We start from the raw sequence: 20,595 nt of genomic DNA, 5'->3' as shown, positions 1-20,595 counted from the left end.
ATATATGTGACAGTAGCAAACAATGACTGCGAATGCAAAACTAGCGGTTCGGGGAATGCTGATGTGTCGCTTTTGAACCGCAAATACACAGAAGGAACAGCGTGGATATGTGTGTATATTAGGGAATTATAGATGCAAATTTTGCTTCAAAGCAAGCAAAACCTGCCTTAAAAATACGCAAGCGAACTTTCTGCGTGGAAATACCAACACACCCGACGATTGTTTGCCAAATAGGCTAGATCATGCTGCAATGCGCAGGTGCGAGGCGGCTTCGAGCAGCAGGCGGGCGTCGCCGGCGGCGAGTTTTTTGGAGTCGGACAGGACCTGGCGGAAAGCGCGGGCACCCGGCAGGCCTTGCATCAGCCCCAGCATGTGGCGGGTGATGGAATTGAGCTTCAAGCCGTGTCCACCGTGCTGGGCCAACTGGGCCTGAATGTAGGGAATCATTGCTTCCAGGACCTGTTCGCGGGTCTTGGGCGTGGTGGCGGCGCCATAGTAACGCTGGTCGAAGCCGGCCATCATGAACGGATTGTGATACGCCTCGCGGCCCAGCATGACGCCGTCCAGGTGCTTCAGATGCTCGTCGATTTCGGCTTCGGTCTTGATGCCACCGTTGATAATGATTTCGCAGTCAGGAAAATCGCGCTTCAATTGATAGGCGAATTCGTACTTCAGCGGCGGCACTTCACGGTTTTCCTTGGGCGACAGGCCCTTCAGGATGGCGTTGCGCGCGTGCACGATAAAGGTGGTGCAGCCGGCCTGGTTGACGGTGCCGACAAAGTCGCGCACGAAGTCGTAGCTCTCGGTCTGGTCGATGCCGATGCGGTGCTTGACGGTGACGTCGATGCTGACGGCGTCGCGCATGGCCTTGACGCAGTCGGCCACCAGCTGCGGCTCGGCCATCAGGCAGGCGCCGAACGCGCCCTTCTGCACGCGCTCGGACGGGCAGCCGCAGTTCAGGTTGATCTCGTCGTAGCCCCACTTCTCGCCCAGTTTTGCACTGGTGGCGAGGTCGGCCGGATCGCTGCCGCCCAGCTGCAGCGCCACCGGATGCTCTTCATCGCTGAAGCGCAGGTGGCGCTCGACGTCGCCGTAGACCAGCGCGCCGGTGGTGACCATTTCCGTGTACAGCCAGGTGTGACGGCTGATCTCGCGGTGGAACACGCGGCAGTGGCGGTCGGTCCAGTCCATCATCGGCGCGACAGACAGGCGGCGGCCCGGCACTGCGGGGGCCTTGGCGGTGGTCGGCAGGTTGATGATGGTCATGGCGGCAACACTCGGTATCGGTCGGGGGTCGACATTATAGCTCAGGCGGCGGGCGGCGTCCGCAGCGCCCGCAGGATGTCGCGCCAGCTAAGGATGCCGACCAGCCGGTCGGCAGCGCTGAGGATGGGAATGCACGAAATATTGTGCGCATTGAACACGTCGATGGCGTCGTCCACACTGGCGTCCTCGCGCAGCACGACGGGGCGGCGTGACATGATCTGGTGGACTTTCTTGTTCAACGTGGCCACGTCCTTGTAGGTTTCCACCGAGCTGCCGAGGTTGGGGCTGAGCGCCTTGTACAGATCGCGGTCCGAGACCACGCCCAGCAGCTCGCCTTGCTCCATCACCAGCACGTGGTGGAACTTGCCGTGATCGAAGATTTCCTTGACCAGGCTGAGACGGTCGTCCAACTCCACCGTCACCACGTTCTTGCTCATGATTTCCTTGAGTTCCATGCCCTCCTCCGCAGATGCCGATTGAAGTCCATAGGCTACAACACAAACGGCAGCGTCACCAGTCCGACCAGGTAGCGGGCCGGCTTCTTGCCGGGATTGGCGTAGCTGATGTGCAGGTCCTCGCGGATGGCCAGGCAGTCGCCCGGCTCCAGCCGCCATTGCCCGTCGCCGGCGCTGATGTCCATCACACCTTCCAGCAGCCACACCTGCTGGTAGACGTCGGACTCGCGCAGCACCTGCTCGTAGGCCACGCGCTGGCCGGGCGGGAAGATCACTTCGACCAGCTGCATCGGCGAGCGGGCCGGCGGCGACAGCTGGCGCCGCACGTAGCCGGAGGCCGGATCGGTCCACACCGCCTGCTCGGCCGCGCGCCGCAGCGGCGATGGCGCGCTCGGCGCCGCCTCCCCCGCCTCGAACAGCGAGGCCAGCGTCACGCCTAGGGCGCCGGCCAGCTTGTCCAGCACGGTGGCGGTGGCGCTGCTCTCGCCACGCTCGATCAGCGAGATATTCGACCGGCTGACGCCGCTGCGCTCGGACAAGGCCGTCAACGACAACTGCCGCGCTTCGCGCAAGGCCAGCAAACGGCTGGCAATAAGTTTGTTGATATCCATGAAATCCATTATACTGGATTTTATCATCCAATAAACTGTCACCCACCGCCACTATGCAAATCGCCTTTGAATCACCCGACCAGCCCGAGGTCATCGCCCTGATCGCCGATCTCGATGCCTACCAGCTGACCCTGTATCCACCCGAATCCGTGTACGCGCTGGACCTGGACTCGCTGATGCAGCCGCACGTCAAGTTCGCCGTCGCGCGCGACACCGAAGGCGCCATCGTCGGTTGCGGCGCCATCGTATTGACGCCGGAGTACGGCGAGATCAAGCGCATGTACGTGCAGCCGGCCCAGCGCGGCAAGGGACTGGCGCTGGGCGTGCTGTCCCTGCTGGAACAGGCTGCGCTGGACCAGGGCTGTCCGCTGCTGGTGCTGGAAACCGGCCCGGCGCAGCCGGAGGCGATCGGCCTGTACCAGCGCCACGGCTTCCAGCGCTGCGCGCCCTACGGCGGTTATCCGGACGATCCGCTCAGCGTGTTCATGGAAAAACCGCTGCCGCGCCTGTAACCAGTGGACTACGCCTTTTTCTTCTTGCGCACCACCGCCAGCTTGGGCGCCTTCGGGCCGAACATTCCGGCCACGCGTTCCAGCCGCGCGGCGCCGTCGCCGGTCAGCGTGCCGGTGGCGCCGGCCACCTGGCGCACGATGCCCAGCGCCGCCGCGCGCGCTTCCGGCTCGGCCGGCAGCAGCAGCGGCAGGTCGCGCATCGCGGCCGCCTCGTCCACCTGCAGCATCAGATACTGGTCGCGCACGATTTCCTTGAAGTGGGTGAGGCTCATTTCCTTGTCGTCCGAGGTGCGCAGACGCAACTGGCGTATGGTGGCGAAGGCGCGCTCGTCGGCGGCGCTCATTTCCGGGCTGCGGTAGATATACAGCAAGCCGCGGATGATGGCTTCGGCCACCCCGCCCTCTCCCGTCTTCAGCGCCAGCGCGGCGCGGTGCGCCACCAGCGCCGCCTCGCGCGCGATGTCGCGGCCAATGCGGCGCGGCCTGCCGCCGTCGGTGCGCAGGCCCACCAGCGCCTGCAGCACCGGCGAGCCGTAGACATTCAGGAACAACTGTTCGGTGGCGTGGTCGCGCAGGTCGCGGTAGCGGTCCAGCGCGGCGACGATCTGTTCCGACATCGCTTCCTGCATCTGCAGGAAGATATTGTCGGCCGCCACCGGGCGGCGCTCGGCGCGCACCTTGGCCGCCATCGCCGGAATGCCGTTCAGCAGCGGATTCTTGCTGGAGAAGGCCGTGTAGCGCAGGCGCAGCGGATGCAGCTCGCGCTGCCGCTCCGCGCTGCTCTCGCTGACCATGGTCTTCACCAGCGGGCTGGCGAAGGTGCGGTACAGTCCCTGGTTGATTTCCGACACGCGGGCGACGGTGGCGAAGCGGCGCTCGTCCTCGACATCGTTGCCGCCCAGCGCGCGCAGCGCATCGAGGCCGCGCCGTTCGAAGCGCATCACGTAGTCGCCGGCCGCCAGGTCGCCGGCGGCGATTTCGGCCTGCAGCATTTCCTCGTCCTTGTCGAGGAACACCGCCTCGTACAGGCCGGGCGGCATGATGTCTATCATGTCCATCGCCGCTGTGAATTCCTCGTGCTCCTTGTTGGCCACCGAGGCCGAGACGAAGATGCCCAGGTGGCCGATGTCCTCGTGCATCGAGTAGATGATGGTCTGGCCGCCCGCCACCAGCGCGGCGTCGTCCTCGTACAGGTCCAGCACCCAGCCCAGCGCCTGCTGCGGCGGCGTGATGTCGTCGCCCCACGAGCAGAACACCACGATCGGCGACTTGATGTTGCGCAGGTCGATGCGGTGGCCGGCGCTGTCGAGCAGCGCGGCGTCGCTCAGGCGGTTGCCGACGAACAGCGAGTCGGCGATGTACTGCATTTCGCCCGCGTTCAGCAGCACCGGATTGCCCCACCATTTCTCGAACTCCAGGAAGCGCGGCGCCTCGGTGTCGATCTTCGAATACGCGTTGTAGTTCTTGCTCCACAGCGTGTTCGACGGATTCATTTTCTCGAAGTTGGCGACCAGCTGCGCGCCGTCGAAAATGCCGTTGCCGAGGTCGCCTGCAAGCGAAGTCATCCATGTACCGCCAAGCACGCCGCCCAGGTAGCGCAAGGGATTCTTGCCGCGCACGCCGGCCCAGTACGACAGCGGAGCGCCGGCCAGCACCAGCGGGCCGACCAGGTCAGGATTGAGCGCGCTGGTCATCATGATCTGCCAGCCGGCCTGGCAATTGCCGATCAGCGCGGGCTTGCCATCGGCCTGAGGATGCAGTTCGGCCACCCTGGCGATGAATTGCGCCTCGGCGCGGCACACGTCCTCGATGGTCTGGCCCGGCACCGGCTGCGGCAGGAAGCCGACGAAATAACAGGGATGGCCGGCCTTCAGCACGACGCCGATTTCGCTGTCCTGCTTCATGCCGCCGATGCCGGGGCCGTGGCCGGCGCGCGGATCGAACACGATGAAGGGGCGCTTGGCGGCATCGGGGGCGACGCCGTCCGGCGGCACGATATGCAGCAGGCCGTAGTTGACCGGGCGCGCCAGGTCGCGGCCGTCGAGCACGACCTCGAACTCAAAGCTCAGCACATGCGGCGCGGTCTGCTCGGCGCGGTGGTTGCGCTCGTCGCCGCGCTGGCGCAGCACGTCCATGAACAGCACGCTGCGCTGGCAGGCGTCGATCCAGTAATCGGTCGCCTGCTGGGCCAGAAGGAAGGGATTGGCGGGCCATTGCGGCCAGCCCTGCTTGTCGTCGCTCACCGGAGTCTCCTTGATGCTGGCTATGCTGCCATGCATCAAAGTACCCCAGTGGAAATGAAAAGGCAACCGAATCCCGAGACGAAAAAAAACCCCCACCTGGCCCGGAGGCTGGTGGGGGTTTTCAGACTGCCGTCAGATCATCAGTTGAACTTGTGATCGTACTGGACAGTGAACTTGGCCGAACGTGGAGCCGTAGCCGACAGAGGCGCCTCGTAGTTGGCCGACACAGCGGTACCGCTGTTGTAGGCTTCGGTCACGTTCTGGATGGTTTGACGGTTGAACACGTTGAACACGTCGATCTTGAATGCCAGGCCCTTCAGCGACTGCGGCGAGTACACGGCGTTCAGGTCCAGACGGGTATCCCATGGCAGACGGCCCAGGGTACCGCGTGGCACCAGGACGTTCTTGCTGCGGTCGGCGCCGAAGCAGTAGAAGGTCTGGTTCGAGTAGTTCGGCGAATCGCCAGGAGCTGGAGCGCTACCGATGCAGCTGCGTGGACGGCCGGAAGCCACCAGCATGTTACCGCCGAAAGTGAACTCTTTGTTCAGCTGGTAGAAGCCGAACGCTTTCAGTTGGTGCTTGCGATCGTTAGGCAGCAGGCCATCGGCGCCTACCATCAGCTCTGGGTAATCCCATACCGAGGTAGCCGACACGTCGGTCTGGCCGTTGTCCGAGCGAACCTGGCCTTCGGTGTTACCCTTGTTTTTCGACAGGGTGTAGTTCACCTTGCCATACCAGCCGTTGCGCATTGGGTGTTCCAGGAACAGATCCAGAGCGGCGTAGGTACGGGTTGGGTCAGGGAAGCCTTGCTCAGCCTTGGTCAGGTGCACCAGGGTGTCGTTCTTGCCGCCGCCTACGAAGTCGATGTAGAAGGTGTTGTCGCGACCTGGGTTAAAGGTCTGGCAAGTGTTACCCCACAGTGGGTTGGTGATCTCGATGTTGTGCGCGGCAGCCCAACGTTCGAACGGACGAACGTCGCAGAAGTCATCGATGGTCGATTTCAGTTTCTTGTAGGTGACCTTGGCGCCGAAGTTCAGCGTTGGCGACCAGGCTTTCTCGAAACCGACAACCAACTCATCCTGGTAGGAAGGCTTCATGTCCAGCGCGGCCAAGGTCTTGACGTCCTTGTCCTGGCCGAACTCGTTGTTGCCCGACAGCGGAGCGGTCAGCTGCGAACCGATGATAGGCGAACCGTCGGCGTTGACGCCGGTGTAGGTGTAGTACTGGTCGGTAAAGGTCGAACGGCCTGCACCGCGCACGGCGATGTGGGTCGGGATCGGTACCGAGAAGCGACCGGCGCTACCGAAGATCTTCAGCGATGCATCGCCGTTGGCATCCCATGCCACGCCCAGACGCGGCGAGTAGCTCGCCTTCATGTCGAGGAAGGTGACGCCGGCGTCGTTGATGTTCTCGAAGCCTTCACGACGCAGACCGCCGGTGATCAGCACGTTCTGCGAGATCTGGAATTTGTCTTCCAGGTACTGCGCGCTCTGTTTCGAGAACGAATTGGTCACGTCCGAGAACAGGCCTTTACGCACATAGTAACCCTGGGCAGCCAGGCCGCCGTATGGGGTCAGCGCAGGCACGGTGCCGCCGGTCACGTCGAATGGCGCGCCCGGTTTGGCCGTTTTCAGGTACTCGTAGGTACCGCCACCGGCCTTGAATTCACCGGCGTTGATCGAAGCGACCTTGGTGTGATCCAGACCGCCGCGCAGCGTGTGCTTGCCCAGTTGCCATTCCAAGTCGACGCGGTAGTTCTTCACGTCGTCTTTCGAACCGTTGGCCAGCACGTTGCCGCTCTGTGGCTGCGGGTTAGGGTAGCTGACGCCGGCCGCCTGGTTGGCAGGCAAGGCGATGGTCGAGAACAGCACGGCGCTAGGATCGTAGTTCGGGAACTCGTTTTCGTGACGCGATACGGTTTGGCCCCACAGACCGGTCAGGATCAGGTCCTGGGTCAGGTTACCGGTGTACTTCAGCATGGCGGTCTTGCCGCCGTTGCTGTCGACGTCGGTGCGGGTGGCGCGCGAGGTGATGTTGTTCTTGCGGCCGGCGATGGCGTAGTCGGCTGCGGTGACCGCGCCGTTGGCACCGGTGCCGATCATGCCCGAATCCTGCACCTGCTCTTTCGGCGTATCGCCGAACGCGGTGAATTCCAGACGATGATTGTCGGTGATGTTGTAATCCAATTTCAACAGGTAGCGCGAGGTGCGGGTCTGACGATCGCGCCATGCGTTCTGGCCCAGCGAGGTCGCGGTACGGGTCAGGTTGACGAAGGATTCATCGCGGTCGCCTTCTTCGGCAGCGGCGAAGATGAACAGCTTGTCCTTGATCAGCGGACCGCCAACGTAGACGCTGGTGATCTGCTCTTCATAGGTGTTCTTGTCGCGGCTCTGACGCAGCGTGCCGTCGGTATTGACGTTGTTCGGCGCGCCGGTCTTGGAATAGTTGAAGTTCTTGTAGGTCGCGCGCAGGTTTTGCGGCTGGAAGCTGGTCATCACGCCGGCTTCCCAGGTGTTGGTACCGGACTTCGAAATGACGTTGACCACACCGCCGGTCGAACGGCCGAATTCGGCGCCGTAGGAACCGGTCAGCACTTGCGCTTCGGCGATCGCGCCGAACGGCAGCTGGGACGCGCCCAGGCCGGTCAGTGGGTTGACCACTGGGAAACCGTTGATGTAGTACGAGTTTTCCGACGCGGCACCGCCGGCGAAGGAGGCACCGCCAGCGAAACGGCTGTCGACGCGGGTGGTGTTCGGGGCCAGCTGGATGATGCCTTCGATGTTGCGGGCGATCGGCAGGGATTCCAGTTGCTTGGCGGTGAACGTGGCGCCGCTTGGGCTGGTCGACACGTCGATGGTGCGGCGCTGGCCGGACACTTGAACGGTCTGGATCTGCTGCGAAGGGAACACGACTTCGGTGCTCTTGCCCAGGGTTGCATCGGCCTCGGCGGTGCCGATGACGGCGTCGCCCTTGACCAGGGTCAGCTTGTAGCTACCGGTCGGCAGCGAGGTCGCCTGGAAGCGGCCCGATGCGTCTGGTACCAGCGTGCGGCGGACGCCGGTGGCTGGATTTTCGATGTGAACTTTCACATCCGGTCCTGGCGAGACGACGCCGAAGATGGTACCGGTCGCATTCGACTGCGCCATGGCAGGCTGGATAACGCCGGTCATGATGATAGCAGTGCCAAACGCGACTGTTAACGCGTGAGCAATAACGGTTTTTCTTAACATGTGATTTCCCAATTTCCCGATTGAAGAAGCTTGTTTGACGTCAAGTCTGTGAGTGAGCACATCTTGTCGCCACCAGCTGTGTTTTTTAATAGCCCCAACTTTTTTCCAACTACGAATCGCTTTATGGGCGATTCCCTTTAAGCTTGCTTTACGGTGAGTAAAACGAACTCAAGCATCGATAAAACCACGCGGGCCAAAATGGTGTCAATTGCAAGTGCGGAATTTTCATCAATAAAACAACATTTATCTTTCCTCTAACGCAATGGCGCATCATATTGGTGCGTGATTACCCCTATTTCGCGCATAAATATCACTGATTTGGTGCAATTTCTCTACCAAAAATAGGTGGTTGGCAGACGCGGTTTTAACTATCGGGACCGGTCACCAAATTTTATATGGTGGCCCATGATGGTGCGATTTGGGCAAAACGCAGCAGAGCGCCGCCACGGGCCGCAAAATGACAAAAAGCCGCCCAGCTTGCGCTGGACGGCTTTCACGCCTGTAAGGGCGGTTTTAAGGCTATGGAGGGCTTATGCGCCTTCGCGCGATGCCTTCTTGCGTTCGTGTTCCTTCAGGAAACGCTTGCGCAGGCGGATCGATTTCGGCGTGATCTCGACCAGTTCGTCGTCGTCGATGAATTCGACGGCGTATTCCAGCGACATCTGGATAGGCGGCACCAGGCGCACCGCTTCGTCGGTACCCGACGAACGCACGTTGGTCAGCTGCTTGCCCTTGATCGGGTTGACCACCAGGTCGTTGTCGCGCGAGTGGATGCCGATGATCATGCCTTCGTACACCGGGTCGTTGTGGACCACGAACATGCGGCCGCGATCCTGCAGCTTCCAGATCGCGTAGGCCACGGCGGCGCCGTCGTCCTGCGAGATCAGCACGCCGTTGCGGCGGCCGCCCAGCTCGCCCTTGGTGTTGTCCACCGGCGCGTATTCGTCGAACACGTGCGACATCAGGCCGGTACCACGGGTCAGGGTCATGAATTCGCCCTGGAAGCCGATCAGGCCGCGCGCCGGGATCTTGTATTCCAGGCGGACACGGCCCTTGCCGTCCGATTCCATGTTCTGCAGGTCGCCGCGGCGGCGGCCCAGTTCTTCCATCACGCCGCCCTGATTGGCTTCCTCGACGTCAACGCTCAGTTGCTCGAACGGCTCGTGGCGCACGCCGTCGACCATCTTGAACACCACGCGCGGACGCGACACGGCCAGCTCGAAGCCTTCGCGGCGCATGTTTTCGATCAAAATCGTCAGGTGCAGCTCGCCGCGGCCCGACACTTCAAAGATGGTGTCGTCGTCGGTCGGCGCCACGCGCAGCGCGACGTTGGCTTTCAGTTCGCGGTCCAGGCGGTCGCGCAGCTGGCGGCTGGTGACGAACTTGCCTTCGCGGCCGGCCAGCGGCGAGTTGTTGACCATGAAGTTCATGGTCAGGGTCGGCTCGTCGACGGTCAGCATTTCCAGCGCATCCGGGGTGTCCGGCTGGCAGATGGTCGAGCCGATGCCGATTTCCTCGATACCGTTGATCAGCACGATGTCGCCGGCGACCGCTTCGTCCACCAGCACGCGCTCCAGGCCCTTGAAGTTCAGCACCTGGTTGATGCGGCCCTTGATCGGGGTCGAGCCTGGGCCGTTGAGGACGATGACGTCCTGGCCGGCCTTGATGCGGCCGCGCGAGATACGGCCGATGCCGATCTTGCCGACGTAGGACGAGTAGTCCAGCGAGGTCACTTGCATCTGCAGCGGACCGTCCGGATTGTCGTCACGGACAGGAACGTGCTTCAGGATCGCTTCGAACAGCGGGGTCATGTCGCCTTCGCGCACTTCCGGGTCCAGGCTGGCGTAACCGTTCAGCGCCGATGCGTAGACAACCGGGAAGTCCAGCTGTTCGTCGGTGGCGCCCAGTTTGTCGAACAGTTCGAAGGTCTGGTTGATCGCCCATTCAGCGCGCGCGCCCGGACGGTCGATCTTGTTGACCACGACGATAGGCTTCAGGCCCAGCGCCAGCGCCTTGCGGGTGACGAAGCGGGTCTGCGGCATCGGGCCTTCCTGCGCATCGACCAGCAGCAGCACCGAGTCGACCATCGACAGCACGCGCTCCACTTCGCCGCCGAAGTCGGCGTGGCCAGGGGTATCGACGATGTTGATGTGGGTGCCTTCGTACTCAACCGCGCAGTTCTTCGACAGAATGGTAATGCCGCGTTCTTTTTCGAGGTCGTTCGAGTCCATCACGCGGGTTTCAACTTGCTGGTTTTCGCGGAAGGTACCGGATTGACGCAGCAGTTTGTCGACGAGGGTGGTTTTACCGTGGTCAACGTGGGCGATGATGGCGATGTTGCGAATTGCGCGTTTTGTAGTAGACATGGTCGTTATATTTGCTGAAAAACTGCGGGTGCGTACGTAACGTACGAGAGTGGCCAATTTCTGGAACCGCGTAGTATAGCATGTTGCGGTGCAACTCCCTCTGAAATCCTGAATATTTTCAAAGAGTTGCTTTATTGGCGGCTAGGGTGACGCCGGTGGCGAATTAAAGGCGATCAGGCGCTCCGGCGCCAGGATGCTGTACTCGCCGAGGATGGCGGTGCCGAGCAGCTTGCCGTCCAGGTAAACCCGGACCCTGCCCTGCCCGGCTGGCACCACGACCGCTTCCTTGCCCAGCGCCAGGCGCTGGCCGTTGAGGAAGCGTTTGGCCAGCTCGGCCGTCAAGTGCACGGCCGGAAAGCTCGACAGCAACGCATCGACCGGCGCCAGCAGGCTCAGCGGCGCTTCGTGCGCCGTCAGCTGCTCCAGGGTCAGCATGCCGTCCATGGTCAGCGCGCCGACCTGGGTGCGGCGCAGCGCGTTCAGATGGGCGCCGCAGCCGAGCGCCTCGCCGATGTCCTGGCCCAGCACGCGGATATAGGTGCCCTTGCTGCAGGTGACCGAGAGCTTCAGGAACGGCGCCTCGTAAGACACCAGCTCGAGCTTGTGGATGACCACGTTGCGCGCCTCGCGTTCCAGCGTGATGCCGGCGCGGGCGTATTCGTACAGCGGCTTGCCGTCGCGCTTGAGCGCCGAGTACATCGGCGGCACCTGCGCGATCGGGCCGCGGAAGCGCTCCAGCACGGCGTGGATCTGCTCCAGCGTGACGTCGACGGCCCGGCTGGCTATCACTTCGCCTTCGGTGTCGCCGGTGTCGGTGGTCTGGCCCAGGTGCACCGTGGTGTCGTACGATTTATCGGCTTCCAGCAGGTCCTGCGAGAACTTGGTGGCCTCGCCAAAGCACAGCGGCAGCAAGCCGGTGGCGAAGGGGTCGAGGGTGCCGGTGTGGCCGGCCTTCTTGGCGTTGAGCACGCGCTTGGCCTTGATCAGCGCATCGTTGCTGGAAAAGCCGACCGGCTTGTCGAGCAGCAGCACGCCGTCGACCAGGTCGCGGACTTTCTTGGGATGGTTTTGCTTCATCGGTGCAGCGTGCTTACTCGCCGTCCTTCTTCTCTTCGGCCGGCGCCTGGTCGTCGTCCAGCGAGCGGGTGCTGTTGGCCTGGTCGATCAGCAGCGACAATTCCATGCCGCGCGCGGTCGACGTGTCGTGCACGAAGTGCAGCATCGGCAGCGTGTGGATGTGCAGGCGCTTGCCCAGCTGGCCGCGCATGTAGCCGGCCGCGGCGCTCAGGCCGTCGACGGTGTTCTTGACCTGCTCCTTGCTGTCTTTCAGCATGGTGAAGAAGATCTTCGCGTGCGCGTAGTCCGGCGTCACTTGCACTTCGGTGATGGTGATCATGCCGACGCGCGGGTCCTTCAACTCGTAGGCGATGATTTCCGACAGGTCGCGCTGGATCTGGTCGGCCACGCGCTGACCGCGCTGTGGGATGTTTTTGCTATGTTTTGCCATGATATTCCATAAACGGCAAGTGGACGGGAGCTGATGCCCCCGTCCACTTTACCTGTTGCTGCCCTATGCGCCGGAGCTTACAGCGTACGAGCGATTTCCTGCACTTCGAACACTTCCAGGGAGTCGCCCACCTGGATGTCGTTGTAGTTCTTCAGCGACAAGCCGCACTCCAGACCGGCGCGGACTTCTTTCGCGTCGTCCTTGAAGCGTTTGAGCGAGTCGATCTCGCCGGTCCACACCACGATGTTGTTGCGCAGCAGGCGTACCGAGGACGAACGCTTGACCACGCCATCGGTGACCAGGCAACCGGCGATGGCGCCGACTTTCGAGACCAGGATGACCTGGCGAATCTCGACCTGACCGATGACGGTCTCGCGTTTTTCCGGCGCCAGCATGCCCGACAACGCCGATTTGATCTCGTCGATCGCATCGTAAATGATGTTGTAGTAGCGGATGTCCACACCGTTCGACTCGGCCAGCTTGCGCGCCTGGGCGTCGGCACGGGCGTTGAAGCCGATGATGACCGCTTTCGAGGCGACCGCCAGGTTGACGTCCGATTCGGTGATGCCGCCGACCGCTGCGTGCACAACCTGTACCCGCACTTCGGAAGTCGACAGCTTCTGCAGCGAGCCAACCAGCGCTTCCTGCGAACCCTGCACGTCGGTCTTGATGATCAGCGGCAGGTTCTTGACTTCGCCTTCGGCCATCTGGTCGAACATGTTTTCCAGCTTCGCGGCTTGCTGCTTGGCCAGTTTCACGTCGCGGAACTTACCTTGACGGAACAGACCGATTTCGCGCGCCTTGCGCTCGTCCGCCATGACCATGACTTCTTCGCCGGCTTGCGGCACTTCGGTCAGGCCCTGGATCTCGACCGGGATCGATGGACCGGCTTCGTTGATCGGCTTGCCGTTTTCGTCCAGCATCGCGCGCACGCGGCCGTAGGAAGAGCCCGCCAGGATCACGTCGCCGCGCTTCAGCGTACCGGATTGCACCAGGATGGTCGCGACCGGGCCCTTGCCCTTGTCCAGACGTCCCTCGACCACCAGACCGCGCGCAGGCGCATCGATCGGGGCTTTCAGCTCCAGCACTTCGGCTTGCAGCAGCACCTGTTCCAGCAGCGCGTCGATGCCGACGCCGGTCTTGGCCGATACCGGCACGAATGGCGATTCGCCACCGTATTCTTCCGGCACCACTTGTTCGGCAACCAGTTCCTGCGTCACACGGTCCACGTTGCCGCCCGGTTTGTCGATCTTGTTGATCGCCACCACCAGCGGCACGCCGGCCGCTTTCGCGTGGGCGATCGCTTCCTTCGTCTGCGGCATCACGCCGTCGTCCGCCGCCACCACCAGGATGACGATGTCGGTTGCTTTCGCACCGCGGGCACGCATCGCCGTAAAGGCTTCGTGACCCGGCGTATCGAGGAAGGTGATCGTGCCGCGTGGCGTATCCACGTGGTAGGCGCCGATGTGCTGGGTAATGCCGCCGGCTTCGCCCGACGCCACCTTGGCGCGGCGGATGTAATCCAGCAGCGAGGTTTTACCGTGGTCGACGTGACCCATGACGGTCACCACCGGAGCGCGCGGCACCGATTCAAAGTGAGCGTGCTCACCCTGGTCGGCCAGCAGCGCTTCCGGATCGTCGATCTCGGCGGCGAAGGCCTTGTGGCCCATTTCCTCGACCAGTATCATCGCGGTTTCCTGGTCCAGCACCTGGTTGATGGTGCACATCTGGCCCAGCTTCATCAGTTGCTTGATGACTTCGGATGCCTTGACCGACATCTTGTGCGCCAGTTCGGCCACGGTGATGGTTTCCGGCACGTAGACGTCCTTGATGACGGCTTCGGTCGGCGCCTGGAAGTTGGTTTCGCGGTCATCGGCGTGCGAGCCGCGACGGCCGCCCTTGCCGCCACTGCGCCAGCCGTCACGGCCGCCGGTCGAACCGGTGTTGCCACGGCCCTTGTTGGCCGCGCCGGGTGCGCCACGTTTCTTGGCGTCGTCCTGCCAGGTCGACGAGACATTGGCCGACTTGATCGACTTCTTGTCCGCGGTGACCGGCTTCTTGTCGTCTTTCTTCTCGCCAGGCTTGGCCACGGCGCCGGTGGCAGGCTTGTGCAGCGTGCCTTCGGCAACCTTGGCCTTGACCGGCGCGGGCGCCGGTTCAGGCGCCTTGATGGCGCGGCGCGGCGCGTTCATCATGGCCTTGATCTGGGCAACCTCGTCGGCCACGGCTTTGCGTGCGCGCTCGGTGGCATCCGCTTTTTCGGCGGCTTCCTTGGCGGCGACGGCGGCCTTCTTCTTGGCTTCCTCGGCGGCGGCTTTTTTCTTTTCCTCGGCGGCGGTGTCGGCTACCGGCGCGGTGCCGGCAGCTGCGGCGGTCGCGGCGGCGGCGGCCTTGGCGGCGGCTTTCTTGGCTTCAGCGTCGGCTTCCTTCTTGGCTTCGGCTTCGGCGGCGGCGGTGGCGCGCGCTTGCGCTTCCTTCTCCGACTCCAGCTTGGCCAGGCGCTCCTGCTTCTCGCGCAGTTCCGCTTCCTGACGTGCGATCAGTTCTGCCTGCTTGCGTGCCTCTTCTTCGCGGCGTGCGACTTCAGCGGCGTCGACCACCGGGGCGGCAGGCGCCGCCGGCGCGGCGACGACCGGCTCGTCGCGCTGGACGAAGGTACGCACCTTCTTCACAGCGACCTGAATCGTGCGGGCCTTGCCATTGGCGTCGGCCTGCTTGATTTCAGTGGTTTCTTTGCGCGTCAGCGTGATCTTCTTCTTTTCGGTATCAGCCGAGGCGCCGTGGGTACGGCGCAGGTGATCGAGCAGCTTATCCTTATCATCTTTCGACAATGGATCTGACGTCGAACTTTTTTCGACGCCGGCAGAACGCAGCTGCGTCAGCAGCAAGTCTGCAGGCATCTTCAGTTCGGTGGCAAATTGGGCTACGTTGTTACTCGCCATTCAGTCCTCTTTTCTATGTGTCGCGGAGATGATAAAGATACTCAAATTAAGCCTTTGCAGATTCGGCAAGACTCCATGCCTTGGCCTGGAGGCCTTTGGCACGGTCGTCGTACTTCGAGTCAACCAACTTCATCTCATCGTCGGTCACATCTTCAAATTCACTCTTAATCAATGCTCGTGCACGGTCTGCGGACAACGCCAGGATGGCGCCGAATTCGTCGTAGGCCAGTGCAGCAAATGCTTCCACCGTCTTGATGCCAGCCAGACCCAGCTTGCCGGCGGTGACGCGGTCCATGCCTTCCAGACCGACCAGCGCCTCGTCCATGCCTTCCAGGCCTTCTTCCGAAGCGATCGCTTCGGTGACCAGGGCGTCACGGGCGCGGGTGCGCAGTTCGTTGACGGTGTCTTCGTCGAACGATTCGATTTCCAGCATTTCGGAGATCGGCACGTAGGCGATTTCTTCCAGGCTGGCAAAGCCCTCTTCCACCAGGATGTCGGCGACTTCCTGGTCGACGTCCAGTTTTTCCATGAACAGTGCGCGCACCGCCGCGGTTTCCTGGGCTGCCTTGTCGGCCGATTCCTCGGCCGTCATGATGTTGATCTTCCAGCCGGTCAGGTCGGAGGCGAGGCGCACGTTCTGGCCGGAGCGGCCGATGGCGATCGCCAGGTTTTCCTCGTCGACCACGACGTCCATCGCGTGCTTCTCTTCGTCGACCATGATCGACGAGACGTTGGCCGGAGCCAGCGCGCCGATGACGAACTGCGCCGGATCTTCGGACCACAGCACGATGTCGACGCGTTCGCCGCCCAGTTCGCCGGTCACGGCCTGCACGCGCGAACCGCGCATGCCGACGCAGGTGCCGATCGGGTCGATGCGCTTGTCGGCCGTGTAGACGGCGATCTTGGCGCGGACGCCGGCGTCGCGCGCCGCCGATTTAATTTCCAGCATGCCTTGCTCGATTTCCGGCACTTCCAGCTCGAACAGCTTCATGATGAAGTCCGGAGCGGTGCGCGACAGGATCACTTGCGGGCCGCGCATATTGCGGTCGATGCGCAGGATGAAGGCGCGGACGCGGTCGCCGATACGCAGGTTCTCTTTCGGGATCATCTGGTCGCGTGGCAGGCGGGCTTCGATCTTGCCCGACTCGACGATCGCATCGCCGCGTTCCATGCGCTTGATGGTGCCGGTCACGAGCGCGTCGCCGCGCTCCAGGAAGTCGACCAGGATCTGTTCGCGCTCGGCGTCACGCACGCGCTGCAGGACCACCTGTTTGGTGTCCTGGGCGAAGCGGCGGCCGAATTCGACGGATTCGATAGGCTCTTCGATGTGGTCGTCCACTTCGATGTCCGGAATCTGTTCCTTGGCTTCGAAGTGCAGGATTTCCTGGTCCGGCAGCTGCAGGCCGGCTTCGTCGGGCACCACGTGCCAGCGGCGGAAGGATTCGAACTCACCCGACTCGCGGTCGATCGAAACGCGAATATCCACTTCACCTTCATAGCGTTTCTTCGTGGCTTGCGCCAACGCGAATTCAAGCGCGCCGAAAACCACATCTTTATCGACGTTTTTCTCACGCGCCAGCGCGTCTACCAATAACAAAACTTCGCGACTCATGCTTTGCGTCCCTTAAAATCCACCTTTGGCACCAAGCGTGCCTTATCCACATCGGCGAGCGTAAACTCCAACAACGCCGGACCTTCATTGCTTTCAAATTCCAACGACAAATTATCGCCCCGGGGTTCTTGCAGAACGCCCTCGAACGATTTCCGGTTGTTCGTACCCGGCATTGCGGTGCGCAGTTTGACGATTGCTACGCAACCGGCAAAACGCACGAAGTCTTCCAGCTTGCGCACCGGGCGATCCAGCCCTGGCGACGAGATTTCGAGACGCTCGTAGTTCACGTTCTCGACCGTCAGCACGTGCGACAGCTGGTGGCTGACCGTGGCACAATCCTCCACGGTAATCGGGCCTTTTTCTTCGGCGTCGGCGGCGTTGAAATCGATAAAGACGCGCAGCAGTCCGCGCTCGGCCCGTTCGACATCAACCAGCTCATAGCCCAGACCCGTTACGGTCTTTTCAATTAATTCCGGCAGCTGCAAGAAATTCTCCAGATCAAGGCCTGTTTCAACATATTAAAAACAGGCCGTTCAAAACGGTTCACCAAAAAAAAAATGGGCATCTGCCCATCTTCTTGTAATACCCAGCCAGATGAAAGCATTCTCAGGGGAAGTACCCCGCGAAGAACTTTTACTAGGCTGGTTATTATAACCTTATATGATCTCCGCTGCAATGCCGCACGAGTCGGAAAAGCAGGCACGCAACAGTTCAAATAAGGCTACAAGCCTTGCAAACAGGCGCTATCGCCGGTTTGCAAGGACGGGGATTTAACCCTTGCGACGACGCGGCATGCCGTGGTCGATCGCACCGCCGCGTGGCGGCTGACCGCGGCGCGGCGCGCCGGAATTACCAAAACCGAAAGTCGTCTGCAACGGATCCGGCTGGCGCGGACCGCGGCCCGGCCCCTTGGCCGACTGGCCGCCGCCCTGACCCGCTCCACCTTGGCCGCCTTGCGGACGACCCTGCCCTTGCGGACGGCCGCCCTGGCCCTGCGGACGCGCCGGGCCTTCGCCCAGCGGACGGCCGCCGGCGTAACCGCCGATGCCCTGCGGACGACCACCCGGACGGCCCGACGTCTGCGCGCCGGCCGGACGGCCCTGGCCGTTGCCATTGCCGCCTGGACGGCCGCTGCCCTGGGCGCCGCCTGGACGACCCTGGCCGTTGCCGCCCGGACGACCCTGGCCGCCACCGAAACCGCCGCGGCCCTGGCCGCGCGGGGCCTTGGCGAACGGCATCGCGTTGTCGTTGCTGACATCGGCGCGGTTGAAGTTCGGTTCGTCGTGATCGTCCTCGTCATCGTCGTCGAAATCGCGGTCATCGCCACGGCCGCGTTGCGGACGCTTTTCCGGGCCCTTGTTCTGGGCCGGCTTGGCTTGCTGCGGGCCTTTGCCGCGCGGCGCAGGCACATCGCCCGCACCTTTCTTCTCGACGCCGTACGCCGCCATCAGGTCGCGCACGGTGTTTTCTTCCATCTCTTCCCAGCGGCCGCGTTTCAGGCTGCTTGGCAAGGTCATCGCGCCGTAGCGGGTGCGGATCAGGCGCGACACGGTCAGGCCGATCGCTTCGAACATGCGGCGCACTTCGCGGTTGCGGCCTTCGCCGATGATCACGCGGTACCACTTGTTGATGCCCTCGCCGCCGCCGTCGGCGATCTTGGAGAACTGCGCCAGGCCGTCTTCCAGCTCGACGCCGGCCAGCAGCTTCTGGCGCATGCCTTCTTCCAGCACGCCCAGCGTGCGCACCGCGTATTCGCGGTCGATGCTGTAACGCGGGTGCATCAGGCGGTTGGCCAGGTCGCCGGAGGTGGTGAACAGCAGCAGGCCTTCGGTATTGAAGTCGAGGCGGCCGATGGCCAGCCACTTGCCGGCCTTCATGGTCGGCAGGCGGTCGAACACCGATGGGCGGCCTTCCGGGTCGTCATGGCTGACGATCTCGCCGGCCGGCTTGTGGTACACCAGCACGCGCGGCGGCTTCTTGCTGACGCGGCGCTGGATCAGCTTGCCGTTGATGCGCACCGCATCGGTCGGCAGGATGCGCTGGCCGATGTGGGCCGGCTCGCCGTTGACCGACACGCGGCCGGCAACGATCAGGTCTTCCATGTCGCGGCGCGAGCCGAGGCCGGCTTCGGCCAGGACCTTGTGCAGCTTCGGCGCGTCGTCGTCCGAGGTCAGGTCGCGGCGCACGGCTTTCGGCGCCTGGCGGCCCTTGCCCGACTCTTCGCTGTCGAAGGCGTCGGAGGTGACGTAGGAGAACGCTGCGTCGGCATCGTTGGTCTTGGCGCCATTGGCGTTCTGGCCGGGACGCGGCTTGCCGTTCTTGCCCTTGCCGTTCTTGCCGTTGCGTTGGCCATCGCGCTGGCCGTCGCGCGGACCGCGCTCGTGGCGCGGCTTGCCACCGTTCGGTGCGGTGCCCTCTTCCGCCGGGGCGGCTTCGCCTTCAGCGGCAACTACAGGGGCCGGGCGCGGCATCATCGCCTCGCGGGCGGCGCGCTGTTCGCGCATCTGGCGCGGGCCGCGCGGACCGCGTGGGCCACGCTCGGCGCGCTCACCGGCTTCGGCAGGAGCGGCTTGCGCTTCGACTGCGGAGGCTGGTGCCGCGGCTGGCGCAGCGGCTGCAGCTGCCGCGGTATCGGCAACAACCGTCGCGACCGGCTTTTTGGCGCGCGGCGCCTTGGCCGGAGGTTCAGTTGCAGCTACAGCTGCGGGAGCGGCAGCGGCTTGCGGCTGGGCTTCGGCGCCGTCGGCTGCCGGAGCGGCCTTGGCGGCCGGCTTGGCGCGCGTTTTTTTCACCGGGGCCGCGGCGTCTGCGGCAGCCGGTGCGGCAACCAGGTCGGCCTCCGCCTTGGGCTTGCGCTTGGCCTTGACCGGCGCGGCGCCGGACTCGGCGGCGGCGCTCGGCGCATGCGCCTCGCTATCGGCTTCGATCTGGGCTTTGGTGCGGCGTTTAGGCTTGGCGGCCACTTCGGCCGGCGCTACGTCGTTGACTGTCTCAGGGGAATTAGGATTGTTCATTATTCATTTCTTGGTTGTGCTCAGCGTCAACCGTTAAATCTGGCGCAGGGTCGTGATTAATTGGTTCTGGGCCGGCTTCCGGGCTGGTCGACGCTGGTTCAGCTTCGACGACGGGCAACTCGCTTTGCGCGGCTTTCTCAAAGTTTTCCTGCAGGGCCGCTTCCAACGCTTCCATATCCGGACCGCCACCCTGCATATCGCTGATTTGCTGCAAAGGAGGCAGCTGGGACAGCGAATTCAAGCCCAAATCATCCAAAAACTGCTTGGTGGTGCCCAGCAAAGCCGGGCGGCCGACGACGTCGCGGTAACCGATGGCGTCTACCCAGCCCCGGTCTTCCAGCATCTTGATCGTCTGGGAATTAACGGCTACGCCGCGTATCTCTTCAATATCGCCCCGTGTCACCGGCTGGCGGTAGGCAATGATGGCCAGGGTTTCCAGCGTCGCCCGCGAGTACTTGGGCGGCCGCTCCGGGTTCATCCGGTCGAGATACAACTTCATCTCGGGGCGGCTCTGGAAGCGCCAGCCGGTCGACAGGCTGATCACCTCCACCCCCTTGCCGGCCCAATCCAGCCTTAATTCTTCGAGCAATTCCTTGATCGTATCGGAACCGACTCCGGGACCGCGCGGCCGGTCTTGATCGTCCACTTCGACAAACAGCTTTTTCAGACTGTGGATCGACAATGGCTCACGAGCGCATAGCAAGGCGGTTTCGAGGACTCTTTTAGCCTCTGCTGTATCCATAGCAATCTTGTGGTTGCATTTTCATGCAAGAAAGAAATCAATCACATTCAGTGAGGCAATGGCCAGCATCTACGACGCTGCCTGCTGGAATACTC

The 20,595-nt window shown here is 62.9% G+C and carries 14 protein-coding genes; 1 reads left to right on the top strand and 13 read right to left on the bottom strand.

Annotated features, from left to right (window positions below):
- Positions 1 to 240: 240 nt before the first annotated feature.
- Genes dusA through ACSQ3S_RS07910 form a run of 3 tightly spaced genes read right to left on the bottom strand, consistent with a single transcriptional unit; the run spans position 241 to position 2,332 of the window.
- A complete protein-coding gene (dusA, locus tag ACSQ3S_RS07920; protein WP_436142047.1) occupies positions 241 to 1,266 on the bottom strand; it encodes a tRNA dihydrouridine(20/20a) synthase DusA in 1,026 nt (341 codons plus the stop codon).
- A gap of 41 nt (positions 1,267 to 1,307) precedes the next feature.
- Positions 1,308 to 1,721, bottom strand: coding sequence for a CBS domain-containing protein (locus tag ACSQ3S_RS07915; protein WP_176655575.1), 414 nt, complete (start codon positions 1,719 to 1,721; stop codon positions 1,308 to 1,310).
- Between the two features lie 35 nt (positions 1,722 to 1,756).
- A complete protein-coding gene (locus ACSQ3S_RS07910) occupies positions 1,757 to 2,332 on the bottom strand; it encodes a helix-turn-helix domain-containing protein (protein WP_176655574.1) in 576 nt (191 codons plus the stop codon).
- A 53-nt stretch (positions 2,333 to 2,385) separates the two neighbouring features.
- Here ACSQ3S_RS07910 and ACSQ3S_RS07905 point away from each other — a divergent pair, with 53 nt between their 5' ends.
- Positions 2,386 to 2,844 carry a GNAT family N-acetyltransferase gene (locus ACSQ3S_RS07905; RefSeq protein WP_436142046.1) on the top strand — a complete coding sequence of 153 codons (459 nt, stop codon included), beginning with the start codon at positions 2,386 to 2,388 and terminating at the stop codon, positions 2,842 to 2,844.
- A gap of 8 nt (positions 2,845 to 2,852) precedes the next feature.
- Here ACSQ3S_RS07905 and ACSQ3S_RS07900 read toward each other — a convergent pair whose 3' ends face one another.
- From ACSQ3S_RS07900 to scpB, 10 genes are all read right to left on the bottom strand, one after another.
- Complete coding sequence (locus tag ACSQ3S_RS07900; protein WP_436142045.1) at positions 2,853 to 5,123, bottom strand: DUF3141 domain-containing protein; 2,271 nt, start codon at positions 5,121 to 5,123, stop codon at positions 2,853 to 2,855.
- A gap of 104 nt (positions 5,124 to 5,227) precedes the next feature.
- A complete protein-coding gene (locus ACSQ3S_RS07895; protein WP_436142044.1) occupies positions 5,228 to 8,257 on the bottom strand; it encodes a TonB-dependent receptor in 3,030 nt (1,009 codons plus the stop codon).
- A 590-nt stretch (positions 8,258 to 8,847) separates the two neighbouring features.
- Positions 8,848 to 10,683 carry a translational GTPase TypA gene (gene typA, locus ACSQ3S_RS07890; protein ID WP_176655571.1) on the bottom strand — a complete coding sequence of 612 codons (1,836 nt, stop codon included), beginning with the start codon at positions 10,681 to 10,683 and terminating at the stop codon, positions 8,848 to 8,850.
- Between the two features lie 141 nt (positions 10,684 to 10,824).
- Entirely contained in the window at positions 10,825 to 11,760 is a 936-nt protein-coding gene (gene truB / locus ACSQ3S_RS07885) for a tRNA pseudouridine(55) synthase TruB (protein ID WP_353400216.1), read from the bottom strand.
- A gap of 13 nt (positions 11,761 to 11,773) precedes the next feature.
- The gene (gene rbfA / locus ACSQ3S_RS07880; RefSeq protein WP_176655569.1) at positions 11,774 to 12,190 is read right to left on the bottom strand and encodes a 30S ribosome-binding factor RbfA; all 417 of its coding nucleotides are present in this window, start codon (positions 12,188 to 12,190) and stop codon (positions 11,774 to 11,776) included.
- Between the two features lie 77 nt (positions 12,191 to 12,267).
- Positions 12,268 to 15,132: a translation initiation factor IF-2 gene (infB, locus tag ACSQ3S_RS07875; protein ID WP_176655568.1), complete on the bottom strand. Its 2,865-nt coding sequence runs from the start codon at positions 15,130 to 15,132 to the stop codon at positions 12,268 to 12,270.
- A 46-nt stretch (positions 15,133 to 15,178) separates the two neighbouring features.
- Entirely contained in the window at positions 15,179 to 16,744 is a 1,566-nt protein-coding gene (gene nusA, locus ACSQ3S_RS07870; protein WP_176655567.1) for a transcription termination factor NusA, read from the bottom strand.
- Complete coding sequence (rimP, locus tag ACSQ3S_RS07865) at positions 16,741 to 17,229, bottom strand: ribosome maturation factor RimP (RefSeq protein ID WP_436142043.1); 489 nt, start codon at positions 17,227 to 17,229, stop codon at positions 16,741 to 16,743. The genes nusA and rimP overlap by 4 nt, the downstream gene beginning before the upstream one ends.
- 285 nt (positions 17,230 to 17,514) lie before the next feature.
- Positions 17,515 to 19,758 (bottom strand): pseudouridine synthase, encoded by a 2,244-nt coding sequence (locus tag ACSQ3S_RS07860; RefSeq protein WP_436142042.1) that lies wholly within the window; start codon positions 19,756 to 19,758, stop codon positions 17,515 to 17,517.
- Complete coding sequence (scpB, locus tag ACSQ3S_RS07855; RefSeq protein WP_176655564.1) at positions 19,745 to 20,500, bottom strand: SMC-Scp complex subunit ScpB; 756 nt, start codon at positions 20,498 to 20,500, stop codon at positions 19,745 to 19,747. Before scpB ends, ACSQ3S_RS07860 begins: the two co-directional genes overlap by 14 nt.
- Between the last annotated feature and the right edge of the window lie 95 nt (positions 20,501 to 20,595).

Source organism: Duganella sp. LjRoot269, from assembly GCF_964254095.1.
Lineage (GTDB): Bacteria > Pseudomonadota > Gammaproteobacteria > Burkholderiales > Burkholderiaceae_D > Rugamonas > Rugamonas hordei.
Note: the sequence above shows the minus strand (reverse complement) of the source record. Positions and strands in the feature narration are given on the sequence as shown.

What these genes read in the sequence shown, in the direction of transcription:
- ACSQ3S_RS07895 (WP_436142044.1), bottom strand. Translation starts at nt 8,257, where the DNA reads ATGACCGGCGTTATCCAGCCTGCCATGGCGCAGTCGAATGCGACCGGT.
- ACSQ3S_RS07900 (WP_436142045.1), bottom strand. Translation starts at nt 5,123, where the DNA reads ATGCATGGCAGCATAGCCAGCATCAAGGAGACTCCGGTGAGCGACGAC.
- typA (WP_176655571.1), bottom strand. Translation starts at nt 10,683, where the DNA reads ATGTCTACTACAAAACGCGCAATTCGCAACATCGCCATCATCGCCCAC.
- nusA (WP_176655567.1), bottom strand. Translation starts at nt 16,744, where the DNA reads ATGAGTCGCGAAGTTTTGTTATTGGTAGACGCGCTGGCGCGTGAGAAA.
- ACSQ3S_RS07905 (WP_436142046.1), top strand. Translation starts at nt 2,386, where the DNA reads ATGCAAATCGCCTTTGAATCACCCGACCAGCCCGAGGTCATCGCCCTG.
- ACSQ3S_RS07860 (WP_436142042.1), bottom strand. Translation starts at nt 19,758, where the DNA reads ATGAACAATCCTAATTCCCCTGAGACAGTCAACGACGTAGCGCCGGCC.
- infB (WP_176655568.1), bottom strand. Translation starts at nt 15,132, where the DNA reads ATGGCGAGTAACAACGTAGCCCAATTTGCCACCGAACTGAAGATGCCT.
- ACSQ3S_RS07910 (WP_176655574.1), bottom strand. Translation starts at nt 2,332, where the DNA reads ATGGATATCAACAAACTTATTGCCAGCCGTTTGCTGGCCTTGCGCGAA.
- ACSQ3S_RS07915 (WP_176655575.1), bottom strand. Translation starts at nt 1,721, where the DNA reads ATGGAACTCAAGGAAATCATGAGCAAGAACGTGGTGACGGTGGAGTTG.
- dusA (WP_436142047.1), bottom strand. Translation starts at nt 1,266, where the DNA reads ATGACCATCATCAACCTGCCGACCACCGCCAAGGCCCCCGCAGTGCCG.
- scpB (WP_176655564.1), bottom strand. Translation starts at nt 20,500, where the DNA reads ATGGATACAGCAGAGGCTAAAAGAGTCCTCGAAACCGCCTTGCTATGC.
- rbfA (WP_176655569.1), bottom strand. Translation starts at nt 12,190, where the DNA reads ATGGCAAAACATAGCAAAAACATCCCACAGCGCGGTCAGCGCGTGGCC.
- truB (WP_353400216.1), bottom strand. Translation starts at nt 11,760, where the DNA reads ATGAAGCAAAACCATCCCAAGAAAGTCCGCGACCTGGTCGACGGCGTG.